The sequence below is a fragment of the Streptomyces sp. NPDC030799 genome, from assembly GCF_055572255.1.
This window is the reverse complement of record NZ_JBVIDS010000006.1, coordinates 295836-313180: the sequence shown is the minus strand read 5'-3', so window position 1 is coordinate 313180 and position 17345 is coordinate 295836. Positions and strand designations below refer to the sequence as shown.

Below are 17345 nucleotides of genomic sequence, written 5' to 3'. Positions count from 1 at the left end.
TCATGCCCTTCCACGGGTGTCGCTGTGCTCTTCCGGCGCCCGGTAGTGGTGGTACACGTGGTGCGGTGCGAAGCCCAGCGCCGTGTAGAGCGCGCGGGCGCCCTCGTTGTCCGTCTCGACCTGCAGCCAGGCCGCCGACGCGCCCTCGTCCAGCGCACGCCGGGCCAGCGCGGCCATCACCTCCGTGGCGAGCCCCTCCCGGCGCCGCCCGGGAGCCACCTCCACGGCGGCGAAACCGGCCCATCGCCCGTCCACGACACACCGCCCGATCGCCGCCGGGGGCTCGCCCTCCGCACCCGGCACGGACGCGAACCACACCGACGGGCCACCCCCCAGCACCCGCAGGGCCACCTCGCTCACCCCCTTGCGCTGATACCGGGCGAGCCACGCCTCGTCCGCCTGCCGGGACAGCACCACACCGGCACCCTCGGCCCGGTCCGCGACCGGTGCCAGGGCACCCGTCCACACCTCGGCCGTCACCTCCCGCACCCAGCCGCGCCGCTCCAGCTCCGTGCACAGCAGCTCCTGCGTGCCCTCGGCTCCGGTGGCCGTCTGCACATGGGCGGGCAGGCCACGCTCGTCGTACCAGCGTCGTACGGCCGCAAGGGCCGCGTCGAGCGGAACGCCCGGATCGCCGAGGGGCAGCACACTGTTGGCCCGCCGAGTGAAGCCCGCCCGTCGCCCGGCCACCGCCCCGGCCGGACGCCCTGCGGGCGGCACCTCCTCGACCGCGGCCCGCAGCTCCCACTGTCCGAGCCGCTCGGTCTCCAGCGGTGGCCACCCGCGCGAGACGACGGGAGCGAGTTCCTCGTACGATGCGGCGGGACCCCGGCGGCGCGCCGGGGCGGCCGGTACCACCTTGCCCGCGACCAGGGCAGACTCGGCGATCCGGACACTCCGCCCGTCCCGCCGTGTGATCATGAGCACGCCGTTGTCCCATGATGTGAGAACACCGACCGTGTCGGTGAACTTCTCCTGCGTCGCCCCAGGTTCGCTCAAGCGCCGTACGGAGACTCGTTTTCCCACGTCAGCGGGGGTGATTCGGACTTCCAGCCGTCCTGCCGCCGAGAATTCCACTGGTCAGTTCACCCCTCCTGTTCGGATCATGCTCCGGAACGGAGATACTAGGGGCGGGCATCGACGACGCCGCGCTCCCGCGCGCCAGGCGGCGGAGCCTGAGGAGGCCCGCCAGCGCCCTATCGAGGAGGAACGACAGCGTGACCTACGTCATCGCGCAGCCTTGTGTCGACGTGAAGGACAAGGCGTGCATCGAGGAGTGCCCGGTCGACTGCATTTACGAGGGCTCCCGGTCCTTGTACATCCACCCGGACGAATGCGTCGACTGTGGTGCCTGTGAGCCGGTCTGCCCGGTCGAGGCGATCTTCTACGAGGACGACGTCCCGGAGGAGTGGAAGGACTACTACAAGGCGAATGTCGAGTTCTTCGACGAGCTCGGCTCTCCCGGCGGCGCCAGCAAGCTCGGGCTGATCGAGCGGGACCACCCCTTCGTCGCCGCGCTGCCGCCGCAGGGCGAGTGACCGTTCTGAGCGCCTAGCGGCCGCCCGCAACCGCGCCGCCTCGGTCCCGTACGGCCCGATCAGCCCCCGTCGGCCTGATCACCGCCGTACGGGACCGAGGCGTTTGCCGCACCGTACGAAAGTGAGCCTGATTCCCGTGTCCGCAGTCTCCGACCGGCTCCCCGTCTTCCCCTGGGACAAGCTGGAGCCGTACAAGAAGACGGCCGCCGCCCACCCCGACGGGATCGTCGACCTCTCCGTGGGGACCCCCGTCGACCCGGTGCCCGAACTGATCCAGAAGGCCCTGGTCGACGCGGCCGACTCGCCGGGCTACCCGACCGTCTGGGGCACCCCGGCGCTGCGCGACGCGATCACCGGCTGGCTGGAGCGCCGCCTGGGCGCCCGCGAGGTCACCCACCGCCATGTCCTGCCGGTCGTCGGCTCCAAGGAACTGGTGGCCTGGCTGCCGACCCAGCTGGGCCTCGGCCCCGGCGACAAGGTGGCCTACCCGCGCCTGGCCTACCCCACCTACGAGGTCGGCGCCCGCCTCGCCCGCGCCGACTACGAGACCTACGACGACCCGCGCGACCTCGACCCCACGGGCCTGAAGCTCCTCTGGCTGAACTCCCCGTCCAACCCCACCGGCAAGGTCGTCCCCAAGGAGGACCTGACCGCGATCGTCGCCTGGGCCCGCGAGCACGGCGTCCTGCTGGTCTCCGACGAGTGCTACCTGGAGCTGGGCTGGGAGAGCGACCCGGTCTCGGTCCTGCACCCGGACGTCAACGGCGGCTCCTACGACGGCATCGTCGCCGTCCACTCCCTCTCCAAGCGCTCCAACCTGGCCGGCTACCGCGCGGCCTTCATCGCCGGCGATCCGGCCGTTCTCGGCCCGCTCCTGGAGATCCGCAAGCACGGCGGCATGATGACCTCCGCGCCGACCCAGGCGGCGGTGGTGGCGGCGCTGTCCGACGACACCCACGTCCACGAACAGCGCGAGCGCTACGCCGCGCGCCGTGAGGCCCTGCGAGCCGCTCTGCTCGGCCACGGCTTCCGCATCGAACACAGCGAGGCGAGCCTGTACCTCTGGGTCACGAGGGACGAGTCCTGCTGGACCACGGTCGCCCACCTGGCCGACCTCGGCATCCTGGTGGCCCCGGGCGACTTCTACGGCGAGGCGGGCAAGAACTTCGTCCGAGTGGCCCTGACAGCCACGGACGAACGCGTCCGGGCAGCGGTGTCCCGCCTGACAGCCTGACCGCCAGGCGCCGCCGTACCGCTCGCTGTACCGCCGGTGTGGACACAAAGGCGGACGGGGTCCGGGGAACTCCCCGGACCCCGTCCGCCGGTCAAAGCCAGGCGCTCAGCCGAGCGGCAGCGCCCCACCCTGCACCGGCAGCTGCGGCAGCCCGCTCTTCGCCGTGGACGATGCCGTGTCCCCGACGACGCTGCCGGCCGCCCCGGCCACTTCCCCAGCGGCCTTCCGCGCCACCGGCGCCGTCTTGTTCACGGCACGGGTGCCGGTCTTGGCCGCGCCCGGCACGGTCTTCCCGACCGCGGTGCCGCCCGTGGCGGCCGCAAGAGTGGTGGCGTTCTGCGCGGCGCCCTCGACGGTGTTGCCGACGTTCGCCGTGTCCGGGGCGGCCACGCCGCTCAGGTTCGGGGTCGCCACCGGCTGGTTCGTGGCCGCACCGGCGGAGCCGGCCGCACCGACCCCGGCAGCCGCTCCCGCTGCGACGAGCAGCGCGGCACGGGCGATCCGGCGGGTCAGAGGGAGGGACATGATGCTCCATTCGACGGGAGAGAACGGTGTGTGTGGTCCGGGCTCGTGTCCGGCTCGGACGCCGTGACTACCGCTCGAAGCCCGCGAAGGTTGCGGACGCCCCAGGTAAAGAATGGATAACGCATCGCATTATCAGGTGTGGATAAAAACGGGCAAAGAGCGTCCGCCCGAAATCCCGCAGAATCCTTACAGCCTTTGATTTCCAAGGGATCCTGAATCCGGCGGCGGGCCCGCCCGGGATGCGCACCGAACCGGCGCCGTACAACCCGCCGGAGTGATCACTCGTACTACTGTCCGCTCACGATATGGACGGCCGCCGCGGACTTGTCCGCACTGCGGCCCCCGCCCGTGGCGGCCGCCTTCCACGAGTCGTCGCCGCTCCCGGCGGTCCACTCCCGCCCCGCGTACGACACCCGCTGGATGTGCAGCGCCGAGGAGTTCGCCACCGCCCACTGCGCCAGCTGCCAGCCCCGCTCGCGCCCGGTGCGCCCGCTCGCGTCCGTCTTCGTGCCCTGCGGCACCGGAACGGTCACCGTCCGCCCGTGCGCGGTCGCGGTCACGCTCGGCGAGGGAGACGGCGACGGCACGGGCGTACCACCCACCCGCGCACCGGTCTCCTGCAGCGCGTCCCGCCCGAAGTCGCGCACCAGCGCGGCCCGCACCGCGTCCGGACCCGTCTCCGAGGCCGAGGGCTCCGGGCGCCCGTCACAGGTCAGTGTGGCCGCCGCGCGGCCGGTCAGCGCCGCCGCCAGCAGCTTCGCGTCCGGCTCGTGCTTGGCGTACGCCTCCGGATAGCCGCTGCGCTGCACCTCCTGGGCCGCCCGGGTCAGCGGCAGCGCGGTGTAGTCCGGCACCTTGGCCAGATGTGCGTAGAAGATGCCCGCCGCGTACGCGGGGTCCATGATCTGCTGCTCGGTGCCCCAGCCCTGCGAGGGCCGCTGCTGGAACAGGCCGAGCGAGTCCCGGTCGCCGTGCGCGATGTTGCGCAGCCCCGACTCCTGCAGGGCGGTCGCCAGCGCGATCGTCACGGCCCGCTCGGGCATCCCGCGCCCGGTGCCCACGGCCGCGATCGTCGCCGCGTTCACCGCCTGCTCCGGCGTGAACTCGTACGACGTCCCGTCGCCGTCGGCGGAGACCACCTTGCAGCCGCGGGCGCCACCGCCTCCGGTGACGTACTGCACCACGAGGTACGCGGCGACACCGCACAGGACCAACAGGGCCGCCGCGAAACGGAAGAGGCGGCCGCGGCGTTTGGGACGGGTGGGGGACGGCTCTGGCACGCGTTACAAGGTACTGGAGGACCGTCGGGCCCTCGCCCGGGGTTGCCGGACAGCGCTTGCCCCCGGCCCCCGCGACCGGCGCGCTAGGGTCGACGCCATGGCCGACACCTCGCTTGACCTCACGCTCGACGCCGCCGCGCTCACCGCGCAGCTGGTGGACTTCCCCTCCGAGAGCGGCACCGAGAAGCCGCTCGCGGACGCGGTCGAGACCGCCCTGCGCGCGCTGCCGCACCTCACGGTCGACCGCTACGGCAACAACGTGATCGCCCGCACGCACCTCGGCCGCGCCGAGCGCGTGATCCTGGCCGGCCACATCGACACGGTCCCGATCGCCGGGAACGTGCCCTCGCGCCTGGACGAGGACGGCGTGCTGTGGGGCTGCGGCACCTGCGACATGAAGTCGGGCGTCGCGGTGCAGCTGCGCATCGCGGCCACCGTCCCCGCCCCCAACCGCGACCTCACCTTCGTCTTCTACGACAACGAGGAGGTCGCCGCCGACCTGAACGGCCTCAGGCACGTCGCCGAGGCCCGCCCCGAGTGGCTCCAGGGCGACTTCGCGGTCCTGCTGGAGCCCTCCGACGGCGAGGTCGAGGGCGGCTGCCAGGGCACCCTGCGCGTGCTCCTGAAGACGAAGGGCGAGCGGGCCCACTCGGCGCGCGGCTGGATGGGCTCCAACGCCATCCACACGGCGGCGCCCATCCTGGCCCGCCTGGCGGCCTACGAGCCCCGCAGGCCGCTGATCGACGGCCTGGAGTACCGCGAAGGCCTGAACGCGGTGGGCATCAGCGGCGGGGTCGCCGGCAACGTCATCCCCGACGAGTGCGTGGTGACGGTCAACTTCCGCTACGCCCCCGACCGCACCGAGGAGGAGGCGATCGAGCACGTCCGTGAGGTGTTCGCGGACTGCGGGGTGACGGAGTTCGTGGTCGACGACCACAGCCCCGGCGCGCTGCCCGGCCTCTCCCACCCGGCCGCCGTGGCCTTCATCGAGGCGGTCGGCGGCACCCCGAAGCCCAAGTACGGCTGGACGGACGTCTCCCGCTTCTCCTCGCTGGGCGTGCCCGCGGTCAACTACGGCCCCGGCAACCCGCACTTGGCGCACAAGCGCGACGAGCGGGTGGAGACGGCGAAGATCCTGGCGGGCGAGGAGCGCCTGCGGAACTGGCTCACCGCGTAACGCCCCGCCGCCCGCGCTGCATGCCGGACATGCTCACGTCCCCCCTCCGTAACCCGCGTGGATCTAGTCTGAGATCGAACTACCGGCAAGCGGAGGGAGCGCACATGGCTACCGGCAACCCCGAGGGGAAGAAGCAGCCGCCGGACGAGCAGCGGCTCGGACCGGTCCTCCGGCGTCGCGGCCAGGTGATGCCCAGTACGACCGACCAGCGGCTGCTGGACGAGCGCGCCCCCACGGACTGGGTCCACACCGATCCCTGGCGGGTTCTGCGGATCCAGTCGGAGTTCATCGAGGGCTTCGGCACGCTGGCGGAACTCCCGCCCGCCATCAGTGTGTTCGGCTCGGCCCGTACGCCGGTGGACTCGCCGGAGTACGACGCGGGGGTGCGGCTCGGACGGGGCCTGGTGGAAGCCGGCTGGGCGGTGATCACGGGCGGTGGCCCGGGCGCGATGGAGGCGGCCAACAAGGGCGCGTGCGAGGCGGGCGGCGTCTCGGTCGGCCTCGGCATCGAACTGCCCTTTGAGCAGGGACTCAACCCCTACGTCGACATCGGCCTGAACTTCCGCTACTTCTTCGTCCGCAAGATGATGTTCGTGAAATACGCGCAGGGGTTCGTGGTCCTGCCCGGCGGCCTCGGCACGCTCGACGAACTCTTCGAGGCGCTCACCCTGGTCCAGACCCAGAAGGTCACCCGCTTCCCGATCGTCCTCTTCGGCACCGAGTACTGGGGCGGCCTGGTGTCCTGGCTGCGGAACACACTGGTGGCGCAGGGCAAGGCGGCGGAGAAGGACCTGTTGCTGTTCCACGTGACCGACGAGGTGGAGGAGGCAGTGGCCCTGGTGTCGAAGGAGGCGGCCCGCTAGCGCGGGGCTTCGGCCGAGGCCCACGGGTGCCCGGGGCTCAGCTCGCCCCGGGGATCGGCTGGAAGCGCGGGGGTGGCGGCCGGTGCTCTGCTCCCCACCCCGGCCTTCCGCCTCAGCCTGTCAGCCGACCGGGACGGGTGGGTGGGAGACGGGGGGCGAGGGGGCGGCGCCCATGGGTGCTCAGGCCAGACCCCGCCGGGCCACCGCAGGGACCCGGTGCCCGGCGATCGACGCCACCATCTCCAGCACCTGCCGCGTCTCGGCCACCTCGTGCACCCGGTACACCTGCGCCCCGAGCCACGCAGACACCGCGGTCGTCGCCAACGTCCCGATCAACCGCTCCTTCACCGGCCGGTCCAGCGTCTCCCCGACGAAGTCCTTGTTGGACAGCGACACCAGCACCGGCCACCCCGTCGCGACCATCTCGTCGAGCCGCCGCGTCGCCTCCAGACTGTGCCGCGTGTTCTTCCCGAAGTCGTGCCCGGGATCGATCAGCACCGACTCACGCGGCACTCCGAGCGACACCGCCCGCTCGGCCAGACCCACGGTGACGTCGAGGATGTCGGCCATCACGTCGTCGTACGCCACCCGATGCGGACGCGTACGCGGCTGCACACCCCCGGCATGCGTGCACACCAGCCCCACCTCGTACCGCGCGGCGACCTCCGCGAGCCCGGGGTCCACGCCGCCCCACGCGTCGTTCAGCAGATCCGCCCCCGCCTCGCACACCGCCTCGCCGACCTCGGCCCGCCAGGTGTCCACACTGATGATCAGGTCCGGGAAGCGGCGCCGTACCTCCGCCACGAAACCGACCGTGCGCCGCGTCTCCTCCTCGGCCGTGACCTCCTCGCCCGGCCCGGCCTTCACCCCGCCGATGTCGACGATCGCGGCGCCCTCGGCCACCGCCTGCTCCACGCGTGCGAGGGCCGGCTCGTCGCGGAAGGTGGCCCCCTGGTCGTAGAAGGAGTCCGGAGTCCGGTTCACGATCGCCATGATCACCGGCTCATGGGGCCCGAATTCCCGCCTGCCCAGCCTGAGCATCCGCTGTGACCTCTCCTAGTACGTCCCGCAGTACGGCCGCCTGCGACCCTAACTGTCAGATTCGCATGGCACGATCGGACCCTGAGAGATTCAGCGTCCGGCACAACGTCCGGCAGAGAGCGTGGGGACCCTGGCGATGGTGATGTTCTTGTTCCTGGTCGTCGCGCTGGCGGTCGTGGTCGCCGCGGTGACACTCGCCGTGGTGGGCGGCAGCGGGAGCGGCCCGCTGCCCGAGGTGGCGCCGGAGCGGCTGCAGGACCCGCTGCCCCCGGACCGCCCGGTGGAGTGTGCGGACGTGGAGAGCCTGCGCTTCCCCGTCGCCCCGCGCGGCTACCGCATGGCGGACGTCGACGACGCCCTCGGCCGGCTCGCCGCCGAGCTCGCCGAGCGGGACGCCCGTATCGCCGACCTGGAGTCCGCGCTGGCCGGCGCGAGAGCCGCCGCCGCACACGCCCGCCCGGACAAGCGCGACCACCCGGAGGACGAGCGATGACCGCCGGCGCCGCCCTCGCCGGGCCCGACGGCGCCCTGCGCTGCCCCTGGGCCCTGTCCACCGAGGACTATGTGGCGTACCACGACGAGGAGTGGGGCCGCCCGGTCCACGGCGACGAGGCCCTCTTCGAACGGATCAGCCTGGAAGCCTTCCAGTCGGGCCTGTCCTGGATCACGATCCTGCGCCGCCGCGAGGGTTTCCGCGCCGCCTTCGCCGGCTTCCGCATCGAGAAGGTCGCCGCGTTCACGGACGAGGACCGGGAACGGCTGCTCGCCGACCCCGGCATCATCCGCAACCGCGCCAAGATCGACGCCACGCTCGCCAACGCGCGCGTGCTCGCCGACTGGGCCGAGGGCGAGCTGGACGAGCTGATCTGGTCGCACGCCCCCGACCCGGCCGGCCGCCCGGCTCCGCAGACCCTCGCCGACGTCCCGGCCGTGACCCCGGAGTCGACGGCCCTGTCCAAGGCCCTGAAGAAACGGGGCCTCAGATTCGTCGGCCCGACCACGGCGTACGCGTTGATGCAGGCATGCGGCCTGGTCGACGACCACCTGGAGACGTGCGTGGCGAGAGGCGCGGATGCCTGACCGCATGTCCCGGCCGCCGACCCTGGCCGGCATCCTGGACGCGGCGGCCCGCGGCCACTTCCCGCCGCCCGACGGCGGGGTCACCGTCGTGCCGCAGCCGAGCCACCGCGACGCCGGAGTGATCGCGTTCACCGCGCACTCCGTGGTGTTCACCGACGAGGACCCGCACTGGGTGCGCGGCACGCTCGCGTCCCTCGACTGCGACGAGCTGGCGGCGGCCATGAACCCCCGCTTCCTGGCCGCGTTCCTGGAGCGCACGGGCCGGTCGACGGACTGCGTCGACCTGCTCACCGTGGCCGGCTCCCTGCCCGGCGACCCCCCGGTGGACCTGCGGGAACTGACCGACCCCGACCACCCGCGCGTGCACGGCGCGCGCAGGCGCCGGGACGACGTCCGCGTCTGGGCGGCGGACGGGGGAGTGGTCGTCCTCGGCCGGGGCGTGGCGGGCCGCTGGGAGACGGCGATCGAGGTGGACGAGGACGTACGCCACCGGGGCCTGGGCCGTGCACTGGCCACGGCCGCCCGCCACCTCGTCCCCGCCGGCCAGTGGCTCTGGTCCCAGCAGGCCGCCGGCAACGCCCGCAGCGTGCGTGCCTTCCAGGCAGCCGGATACCGCCCGGTGGGCGCGGAAGCCCTCCTCATCCCGTACTAGCCTGCGACATCCCGTACCAGCCCGCGATCCCGTATGAGCCCGCGCCCCCTCGGCCGGCCGCAAGAGCCCCGAAGGGGCGGGGCCGTGTCTGATAGGCGGCTCCGCCGCGTGGGCGCGATCAGCCACGACGCACCCGCGGCCGGGAGCCCGTCCTCCGCCCCCGCCCCCGGCTCTCCGTCCGGCGCCCCGCGGCCCCCTACTGGTGGCTCACCGGCCCAGGTACTTCGGCTTCTCCTTGTTCACGAACGCCTGCACGGCGATCGCGTGATCCTCGGACTGGCCGGCGCGGGTCTGCAGCTCGTCCTCCTTCTCCAGGGTCTCGGCGAGGGAGTGCGTGAGGCCGTAGGCCACCGCCTCCTTGATCGCCGCGTACGCCACCGTCGGCCCCTCGGCCAGCGCCCGCGCCGTCTTCTCGGCCTCGGCGCGCAGCTCGGCGGCGGGTACCACCCGGTTGGCGATGCCCAGCTCCAGCGCGTCCTGGGCGCTGATGCTGCGCGGGAAGAGCAGCAGGTCGGCGGCGCGGCTCGGGCCGATCACCCGGGGCAGGGTCCAGGAGATGCCGGAGTCGGCGGTCAGGGCGACGCCCGCGAAGGAGGTGTTGAAGGAGGCCGTGTCGGCGACCACCCGGTAGTCCGCGGCGAGCGCGAAGCCGAAGCCGGCCCCGGCGGCGACGCCGTTGACCGCGGCGACCACCGGCTTGGCCGCCCCGGCGAGGGCCCGCACGATCGGGTTGTAGTGCTCCTTGACCGTGCTCATCGTCTGCCCGGACCCGGTCGCACGGTCCGACGCGAGCAGCCCGATGTGCTCCTTGAGGTCCTGGCCGACGCAGAACGCCCGGTCCCCGGCGGCGGTCAGCAGGATCGCCCGTACGGCCGTGTCCCCGGCCGCGGATTCCGCGGCCTCCCGGAGGGCGACCTTGGTCGCGACGTTCAGCGCGTTCATCGCCTCGGGGCGGTTGAGCGTGATCGTCGCGAGTCCGTCACTCACCTCGTAGAGCACGGTGTCGGCCATGGCATGTCCCCTCCGGTGTCGCGGATGACGTACCGCTCAGTACGTCCCTGTATGAAGGACAGCATGGCGGAGATCGCCGTCCGAGCGCCGGACCGGACGTGTGACCTGCGTCAAAGAAAAACTGAGCGGAGTTGTTCCGCGGATCTCCGTGCAGCGGTGCAGTATCGCAGCCACATCCCCGAATTGGGTGGTTTTGCTCGCGCGCGTTGCCCAAGCGATGCCGACTGATGTTGGTCATCGGGTCCTGCGATGCGGGATAATGGCTGGGAAGCAATGTGTTCGATGCCGGTGTCGCGTGTCCGTTTCGGAACCGCGGATGCCCTCCGAGGGCTCTCGGCAGACGATGAGCTGGTTTCAGGAAGGGGAACGAGCATGGCGGCCATGAAGCCGCGGACGGGTGATGGCCCGCTCGAGGTGACCAAGGAGGGGCGGGGCATCGTCATGCGCGTTCCGCTCGAAGGCGGCGGTCGACTCGTCGTCGAGCTGACCCCTGACGAGGCCGAGGCGCTCGGCGACGCCCTCAAGAAGGTCGTCGTCTGACGCCCCAGCGACAGTGTCCTTCCGACTGCCCCGGCATCGTACGCGGTGCCGGGGCAGTCGCGTCTCCCGGCCCCCGCGGCGGGCCGCTCATCGCTTGACGGCGCACAGCAGACCGTCGCCCACCGGCAGCAGCGACGGCACCAGCTCCTGGCTCTCGCGCACCGTGCGCAGCAGTTCGCGCAGCTTGAGCACCTCGGTCGGCTGCGGTCCCGAGTCGACCGTACGGCCGCTCGCGAAGACACCCTCGAACACCACCAGACCGCCGGGCCGCAGCAGGCGCAACGATTCAGCGAGATAGTCCAGGTACTCCAGCCGGTCCCCGTCGCAGAAGACGAGGTCGTAGCCGGCATCCGCGAGCCGGGGCAGTACGTCCAGGGCGCGGCCGGGGATGAAACGGGCCCGGTTGCTGGCGAAACCGCAGGCGCGGAAGGCCTGCCGGGCGAACTGCTGGTGCTCCGGCTCCGGGTCGACCGTGGTGAGCACGCCGTCCGGGCGCATCCCGTGCAGCAGATGGATCCCGGACACCCCGCAGCCGGTGCCGATCTCCGCGACCGCCTTCGCGTCCACGGAGGCGGCGAGCAGACGCAGCGCTGCGCCCGTGCCGGGCGACACCGAGCGCAGCCCTGCCTCGCGGGCCCGGTCACGGGCCCACCGCAGCGCTTCGTCCTCGGCGACAAAGGCGTCGGCGAACGCCCAGCTCGTCTGCCGGTTGCCGGTAATGACCCTCTCCCGTCCCCATGGTTGCCTGGGCGTGACTGTATCCGTTGGTGTCGGGAACCCGCAGATGGGACCGGGCGTTTATAGGGATGAGACGGTGGCCGGCGACGCGACGGGGGCGGAGAGGTGGATCAGGACACCGAGCAACTCCTGACGCAGCAGCACGAGCCGTATCAGCGAGTATCAAATTCTCGTAAAACCGCTTATCCGGAGCTAACGGGCGAGGTGGCTATGGTAGGGGCTCCACTGGACACCACCAGAGCCGACAGGGGAGGTGCGGCTGCGCCCGGGGATCGGGGCGGAGTGCTGCGGCGCTTCCTCGGGTCGGCGGGCAGGCCGAAATCCGTGACCGACACCGCTGCTGACCACCACGCCGGTTTCGCCGCAGGCGAGACCCAGACCGCGACCTTCTCCACCGACGCGGACGGGCAGGCGTGGACTCCGCCCACGTGGGAGGAGATCGTCAGCACCCACAGCGGCCGGGTCTACCGGCTCGCCTACCGCCTGACGGGCAATCAGCACGACGCCGAGGACCTCACCCAGGAGGTCTTCGTCCGTGTCTTCCGCTCCCTGTCGACATACTCGCCGGGCACCTTCGAGGGCTGGCTGCACCGCATCACCACCAACCTCTTCCTGGACATGGTCCGGCGCAAGCAGCGCATCCGCTTCGACGCCCTCGGCGAGGACGCGGCCGAGCGCCTGGCCAGCCGCGAGCCCACCCCACAGCAGCTCTTCAACGACGCGCACTTCGACGCCGACGTCCAGCAGGCCCTGGACACCCTCGCGCCCGAGTTCCGCGCCGCCGTCGTCCTGTGCGACATCGAGGGCCTGTCGTACGAGGAGATCGCCGCGACCCTCGGGGTGAAGCTCGGCACGGTCCGCTCCCGTATCCACCGGGGCCGCTCCCAGCTCCGCAAGGCGCTCGCACACCGTTCCCCGGAGGCCCGCGCCGCCGAGCGGCGTACCTTCCTGGCCCGTGTCCCCGCTCTGGGGGGAGGGGGCGCGACCGCGTGAGTGGATCACGGCCGAAACCTGTCGAGGCACACCTCGCAGAGCAGCACCTGGGAGACCGGCTCTCCGCCCTGGTGGACGGAGAGCTCGGTCATGAGACGCGTGAGCGGGTCCTCGCGCACCTGGCCACCTGTGCCCGGTGCAAGGCGGAGGCGGACGCCCAGCGCGCGCTGAAGAACGTGTTCGCGGAGGCGGCCCCGCCGCCGCCCTCGGCGAGCCTCCTGGCCCGCCTCCAGGGCCTCCCGGGGGGAGGTGACCCGGGCGGCGACGGCATGTCGCCGCACGGGGGCGGACTCTTCGCAGAAGGCCCCGACGACGACACCACCGGATCCGCCGGCACCTCCGGCGTCCTCGGTTCCTTCGGAGCCTTCGGCGTCTTCGGAATGAGGCGCGGCGAGCGCTTCGCGTTCGGATACGTCCCCGCCCGCCCGCACGGCACCGCCCCCGTCGGCCCGGACCACGCCGTCCTGGCACCCGAGGAGCGCGGCTTCCGCATCCATCCCGTCGGCCGCCCGGACGACGGCCGCTCCGCCTCGCGCGGACTGCGGTTCGCGTTCGCCGCCGCCGGCGCGGTCTCACTGGCCGCGGTCGCCCTCGGCGGCGTGACCACCGCGATCCCCGGGGACACCACCGTGGACGCCCGCGGCGGATCCGGCACCGGCACCAACGTGCTCCCGGCGCGCTCCGCCGGCACCGGCACGGGCGCCGCCACGGCCGACAGCCGGCGCCGTCGCGCGGTGGGACCGCTGCTCGCCCAGGGCAGCGGACAGCTCGGACGGACACCGGCGGCCCCGACCTCCATGTCCGCCCCGCTGGTGCCCGGCCTGCCGTTCTCCGGCACCGGCCAGACCCAGGGCGACGCCATGCGTGGCCTGACCGCGCCGGTGACGGCGGGTGCGGCCGCCGTCTCCCCGCTGATACGCCCGCTCGACGACACCGTGGTCTACCCGCTCGCCGCCTGGTCGAGAATCCCCGGAGTGTCCGCCCCCGGACTGCTGTCCGCCCCCGTCCCCGACACCCCGTCCGCTCCCTCGCCCTCCTCCTCCACAGCCCGCCCGACGCCCTGACCGGCCGCTGCGCCATGGCCCGCGAACCTGGTTGAATCCGGTGAGGGCCGTTCCCGCGGCGATGACCCGGGGGCGTAGTCGACGTTCCGTGGCCGCCGCCGAAGCACGCGGCCACGGCCAGCCGTGGGGAGAGCATGAACGAGGGCAACGGTGTCCCGCCGGAGGCCGGACCGGAGCAGGCGGCGGGCGTGACACCGGCCCACCGCATCGACGCCGCGGCACACGGGACCACGGACGAGGACGGAACACCGGGCGCGAGCGGGCCGGTTGCGGGCGAGCCGAAGGGCCCCGCACAGCCCCATCCGGACTCGGGGCGCTCCGGGACGGTTGACGTCTCGTCGGGCGACTTCGCCCTGGCCCGTCCGGTCGGTTCGGTGGACGCCGAGCCGACGAAGTCCGGCTCGGCCGGGACCGCGGCGGACGGCACCGAGACCCTGTCCGACGGCGACTTCGAACTGGCCAGGCCGACGCCGAGCCCGGCGGGTGCTGCCGAGGGGGGCGGGCGCCTGGCGAGCGGCGCCGAGGTGGAGGGGCGTCCGGGGGGCGGTGCTGAGCCGACGCCGAGCCCGGCGGGTGGTGCTGAGGCGGGTCGGCCCATGGTGAGTGGTGTTGGGCTGGACGCGAGCCCGGCGGTGGACGAGTCGTGCGAGCAGAGAGAGTCTGCCTGGGCAGCTCCCGCCGAGCGGCCGAAGCCGTTGCACGACCCCGACCCCTACGGCACCCCGCCATACGGCGAGCCCGGCCCCTGGGCGCCCGCACCACCCGTACAGCACCCCGCGACCACCTCGGCGCAGGGGACGCCCGTACCCACACCGACGGCTCCGCCGGCGCCCCTGGCATCGGCACCCGCGCCGGAGACCCCCGCACCGGCGACCGGCGCCCCCGCCCCCGTGGGCTCCCCGGCCTCGGTCGGCTCCGTGGGGAGCGGGGCTCGGCGTTACGACCCCTGGGCCGTCGGTTCGCCCACCGAGCAGGTGCTGGTGCACGGAGGACTGCAGCAGACCGGTGCCGGGGCGCTGACGGACAAGCAGCGCAATCGGCGGGCGAAGCGGTTCATGCTCGTGTGGACTCTCGTGGTCGCCCTCCTCTCCGCCGGCATCGGCGGGGTCGTCGGTGCGTATGTCGAACGCCAGGACCTGGGCGGTGACGTAGAACTGCCGCGGGCCGCAGGCGTGCCCGCCGGGCGGCCGCCGGGCAGCGTGGCCGCGATAGCCGCCCTGGCGCTGCCCAGCGTCGTCACGCTGCACGTCACCGGGACCGACCAGTCGGACACCGGCACCGGCTTCGTGCTCGACACCCAGGGCCACATCCTCACCAACAACCACGTCGTCGCCCCCGCCGGATCGGGCGGCGCGATAACCGTGACCTTCAGCAGCGGCGACACCGTCAAGGCCAAGGTGGTCGGCCGCGACAGCGGCTACGACCTCGCGGTCGTCCAGATCCACGGCGTGCACGGGCTCACCCCGCTGCCCCTCGGCAACTCCGACGACGTGCGGGTCGGTGACCCCGTCGTCGCCATCGGCGCCCCCTTCGACCTTGCCAACACCGTCACCGCCGGCATCATCAGCGCCAAGGAGCGGCCCATCACGGCAGGTGGAGAGCAGGGCGACGGGAGCGACGTCAGCTATGTCGACGCGTTGCAGACCGACGCGCCCATCAATCCGGGCAACTCCGGCGGCCCGCTCCTCGACTCCCGGGCCCAGGTGATCGGTATCAACTCCGCGATCCGTTCGGCCGACGGCGGCTCCGACTCGGACGGCGGCCAGGCCGGCTCGATCGGTCTCGGCTTCGCCATCCCCGTGAACCAGGCCAAGCGCGTCGCCGAGGAACTGATCAACGACGGCCACGCGACCCACCCCGTGATCGGCGTCACGCTCGACATGGCGTACACCGGTGACGGCGCACGCATCGACAGCAAGAGCGCGGGCGGCGGGCCCGCCGTGACCCGGGGCGGCCCCGGGGAACGGGCCGGTCTGAAGCCGGGCGACGTCATCACCGAGGTCGACGGACAGCGCGTGCACACGGCCGAGGAGCTGATCGTCAAGATCCGCGCCCACCGGCCCGGTGACCGGCTGGGGCTGACGGTCCGGCGCGACGGCGCCGACCGGCAGGTCCCGCTCCGGCTGGGCGCCGCCGAGCAGAACTGACACCTCTGGAGCAGAACTGACAGAAGTCTCACCTAGGGACGGTACCGGTCGGACAGGAACGCCGGGTACCGTTGAGCGACCGAGGACATCGCAAGGAGCGTCAGGTGTTCAATGACATAGGGCCACTGGAGCTGGTGACGATCATTGTGCTCGCCGTGCTCGTCTTCGGTCCGGACAAGCTCCCGAAGGTCATCCAGGACGTGACGCGCACGATCCGGAAGATCCGCGAGTTCTCGGAGAGCGCCAAGCAGGACATCCGCAGCGAACTGGGCCCCGAGTTCAAGGACTTCGAGTTCGAGGACCTCAACCCCAAGACGTTCATCCGCAAGCAGCTGGACAATGACGAGCTGGGGCTGAAGGAGATCCGCAACGGGTTCGACCTGAAGAAGGAGATGGCCGAGGTCACGGACGCCGTCAACGGCCGGGACACCGATTCTTCCTTTGCTGCTTCTGCGTCGTCCGGTGGGCGCATCGACATGACCAAGAAACCCGAGGAACTCGGCAAGGACGAGCGGCCGCCCTTCGACGCGGACGCCACGTAGCCGGAGCGGCCGGGCCGGCCCGGCTACGTCGACACGCGCAAGCGGGCGCACGCCGCGCACGTGACGCGTTTCATAGCACATACCCGTCGCACACGGCCTGAACAGGCCGTTCGTGCGACCCACGCATCCAGCGCCTGCCCTGCGGCTCTCACCGGGGTGGATATGCTGCCGAGTTGTTGTGCGGACCGGAGGAGTACGCCCGAAGGGGGGCGGGCCGCCCCGGTCCGACGAGAGCGAGGAGGCGTCCGGGCAGATGGACACGACGAGTCGGGTGGGCGCGCAGATGCCGGCCGCGGAGGGTGCGCAGCAGCTCGCCTCCGCGTGGCGTACGGCCGACGGTTACCTGCGGGCGTCCTTTCCGTGGTACGGCCTCGACGATGCGTTCACCGGGCCGCGCTGGCTGATGCAGGTCGGCATGGCGGCCGACGGTGCCGTCGAGCACGGTTCGATCGGGCACGGGGACGAGCCCACCGTACGGGGCGAGGCCGGCTCGGCCGGTGAGCCCCGGGAGAAGTTCGCGGTGGTCGTCACCGTCGCCGCGCACCCGTCCCGCAGGAGCGCCGACGGTACGGGGCTGCTGGAGGCCACCTCGGTCTCCTCGGCCGCATGGCTGGCCGGGGTGGGGCTGCTGTCCTTCACCTGGCCCGGGCAGATGGACCACACCCTGCGCGACGACTGGCTGGACCAGCAGACGGAGACCGCGTGGGCCCTGGCCGACGATCTTGAGGGCCCGGAGTGGTCCAAGCTCTCCCTGCCGGTGGACGGGGCGGCGGCCTCGTTCTACTACCGGGAGTCGCAGTTCGGATGGGTGCTGGCCGGGACGACCGAGGCGGGGGTGCACCTCGGCGCGTACGGGCGGGGGATGAGCGCGTACGGGCTGGGGTTCTCCGTGATCAAGGACCTCGCCGCGTACGCGTAGC

19 protein-coding genes are annotated in these 17345 nt (G+C 72.5%); 13 read left to right on the top strand and 6 right to left on the bottom strand.

Translation table 11 applies throughout. The features are described 5' to 3' along the window. A complete protein-coding gene (locus ACZ41I_RS17585; RefSeq protein WP_363216011.1) occupies window positions 1-1077 on the bottom strand; it encodes a GNAT family N-acetyltransferase in 1077 nt (358 codons plus the stop codon). A gap of 140 nt (window positions 1078-1217) precedes the next feature. Between ACZ41I_RS17585 and fdxA the strand changes: the two genes are divergently transcribed. Further along, a complete protein-coding gene (fdxA, locus tag ACZ41I_RS17580; protein ID WP_023546973.1) occupies window positions 1218-1538 on the top strand; it encodes a ferredoxin in 321 nt (106 codons plus the stop codon). A gap of 136 nt (window positions 1539-1674) precedes the next feature. Continuing rightward, complete coding sequence (locus tag ACZ41I_RS17575; RefSeq protein WP_399764267.1) at window positions 1675-2772, top strand: bifunctional succinyldiaminopimelate transaminase/glutamate-prephenate aminotransferase; 1098 nt, start codon at window positions 1675-1677, stop codon at window positions 2770-2772. A gap of 105 nt (window positions 2773-2877) precedes the next feature. Here ACZ41I_RS17575 and ACZ41I_RS17570 read toward each other — a convergent pair whose 3' ends face one another. Together ACZ41I_RS17570 and ACZ41I_RS17565 are read right to left on the bottom strand one after the other, a co-directional pair. Further along, complete coding sequence (locus ACZ41I_RS17570; RefSeq protein ID WP_363216013.1) at window positions 2878-3297, bottom strand: ATP-binding protein; 420 nt, start codon at window positions 3295-3297, stop codon at window positions 2878-2880. 287 nt (window positions 3298-3584) lie between these two features. After that, complete coding sequence (locus tag ACZ41I_RS17565) at window positions 3585-4577, bottom strand: VldE C-terminal domain-containing protein (RefSeq protein ID WP_468514514.1); 993 nt, start codon at window positions 4575-4577, stop codon at window positions 3585-3587. Window positions 4578-4674: 97 nt separating this feature from the next. On the opposite strand from ACZ41I_RS17565, the gene dapE reads away from it, so the two are divergent. Beyond that, on the top strand, window positions 4675-5754 hold the full coding sequence (gene dapE, locus ACZ41I_RS17560) for a succinyl-diaminopimelate desuccinylase (protein WP_363216015.1): 1080 nt from the start codon (window positions 4675-4677) through the stop codon (window positions 5752-5754). Window positions 5755-5858: 104 nt separating this feature from the next. After that, on the top strand, window positions 5859-6617 hold the full coding sequence (locus ACZ41I_RS17555; RefSeq protein WP_363216016.1) for an LOG family protein: 759 nt from the start codon (window positions 5859-5861) through the stop codon (window positions 6615-6617). Window positions 6618-6797: 180 nt separating this feature from the next. Here the strand turns inward: ACZ41I_RS17555 and folP are convergent, their stop codons facing one another. After that, on the bottom strand, window positions 6798-7658 hold the full coding sequence (folP, locus tag ACZ41I_RS17550; protein WP_468514513.1) for a dihydropteroate synthase: 861 nt from the start codon (window positions 7656-7658) through the stop codon (window positions 6798-6800). Window positions 7659-7794: 136 nt separating this feature from the next. On the opposite strand from folP, the gene ACZ41I_RS17545 reads away from it, so the two are divergent. The 3 genes from ACZ41I_RS17545 to ACZ41I_RS17535 are packed head-to-tail and all read left to right on the top strand — an operon-like array spanning window position 7795 to window position 9390. Further along, on the top strand, window positions 7795-8151 hold the full coding sequence (locus ACZ41I_RS17545; RefSeq protein WP_363216018.1) for a DivIVA domain-containing protein: 357 nt from the start codon (window positions 7795-7797) through the stop codon (window positions 8149-8151). Then, complete coding sequence (locus ACZ41I_RS17540; protein ID WP_468514512.1) at window positions 8148-8738, top strand: DNA-3-methyladenine glycosylase I; 591 nt, start codon at window positions 8148-8150, stop codon at window positions 8736-8738. The genes ACZ41I_RS17545 and ACZ41I_RS17540 overlap by 4 nt, the downstream gene beginning before the upstream one ends. Next, a complete protein-coding gene (locus ACZ41I_RS17535) occupies window positions 8731-9390 on the top strand; it encodes a GNAT family N-acetyltransferase (RefSeq protein ID WP_468514511.1) in 660 nt (219 codons plus the stop codon). Before ACZ41I_RS17540 ends, ACZ41I_RS17535 begins: the two co-directional genes overlap by 8 nt. A gap of 207 nt (window positions 9391-9597) precedes the next feature. Here the strand turns inward: ACZ41I_RS17535 and chcB are convergent, their stop codons facing one another. Further along, window positions 9598-10401, bottom strand: coding sequence for a 2-cyclohexenylcarbonyl CoA isomerase (gene chcB / locus ACZ41I_RS17530; protein WP_363216021.1), 804 nt, complete (start codon window positions 10399-10401; stop codon window positions 9598-9600). A 372-nt stretch (window positions 10402-10773) separates the two neighbouring features. Here chcB and ACZ41I_RS17525 point away from each other — a divergent pair, with 372 nt between their 5' ends. Next, window positions 10774-10941, top strand: coding sequence for a DUF3117 domain-containing protein (locus ACZ41I_RS17525; RefSeq protein WP_018544333.1), 168 nt, complete (start codon window positions 10774-10776; stop codon window positions 10939-10941). An 87-nt stretch (window positions 10942-11028) separates the two neighbouring features. On the opposite strand, the gene ACZ41I_RS17520 is transcribed toward ACZ41I_RS17525, so the two are convergent. Then, a complete protein-coding gene (locus ACZ41I_RS17520) occupies window positions 11029-11727 on the bottom strand; it encodes an O-methyltransferase (protein WP_351239089.1) in 699 nt (232 codons plus the stop codon). A gap of 234 nt (window positions 11728-11961) precedes the next feature. Between ACZ41I_RS17520 and sigE the strand changes: the two genes are divergently transcribed. The 5 genes from sigE to ACZ41I_RS17495 all read left to right on the top strand — a co-directional run bounded on the left by sigE (window position 11962) and on the right by ACZ41I_RS17495 (window position 17344). Next, window positions 11962-12672 (top strand): RNA polymerase sigma factor SigE, encoded by a 711-nt coding sequence (sigE, locus tag ACZ41I_RS17515; RefSeq protein WP_363216022.1) that lies wholly within the window; start codon window positions 11962-11964, stop codon window positions 12670-12672. Then, complete coding sequence (locus tag ACZ41I_RS17510; RefSeq protein WP_468514510.1) at window positions 12669-13736, top strand: zf-HC2 domain-containing protein; 1068 nt, start codon at window positions 12669-12671, stop codon at window positions 13734-13736. The genes sigE and ACZ41I_RS17510 overlap by 4 nt, the downstream gene beginning before the upstream one ends. 134 nt (window positions 13737-13870) lie before the next feature. Continuing rightward, window positions 13871-15883, top strand: coding sequence for a S1C family serine protease (locus tag ACZ41I_RS17505; protein ID WP_468514509.1), 2013 nt, complete (start codon window positions 13871-13873; stop codon window positions 15881-15883). 104 nt (window positions 15884-15987) lie between these two features. After that, on the top strand, window positions 15988-16425 hold the full coding sequence (locus ACZ41I_RS17500; protein ID WP_399764293.1) for a sec-independent translocase: 438 nt from the start codon (window positions 15988-15990) through the stop codon (window positions 16423-16425). Between the two features lie 253 nt (window positions 16426-16678). After that, entirely contained in the window at window positions 16679-17344 is a 666-nt protein-coding gene (locus ACZ41I_RS17495; protein ID WP_468514508.1) for a hypothetical protein, read from the top strand. The last annotated feature ends 1 nt before the right edge of the window (window position 17345 follow it).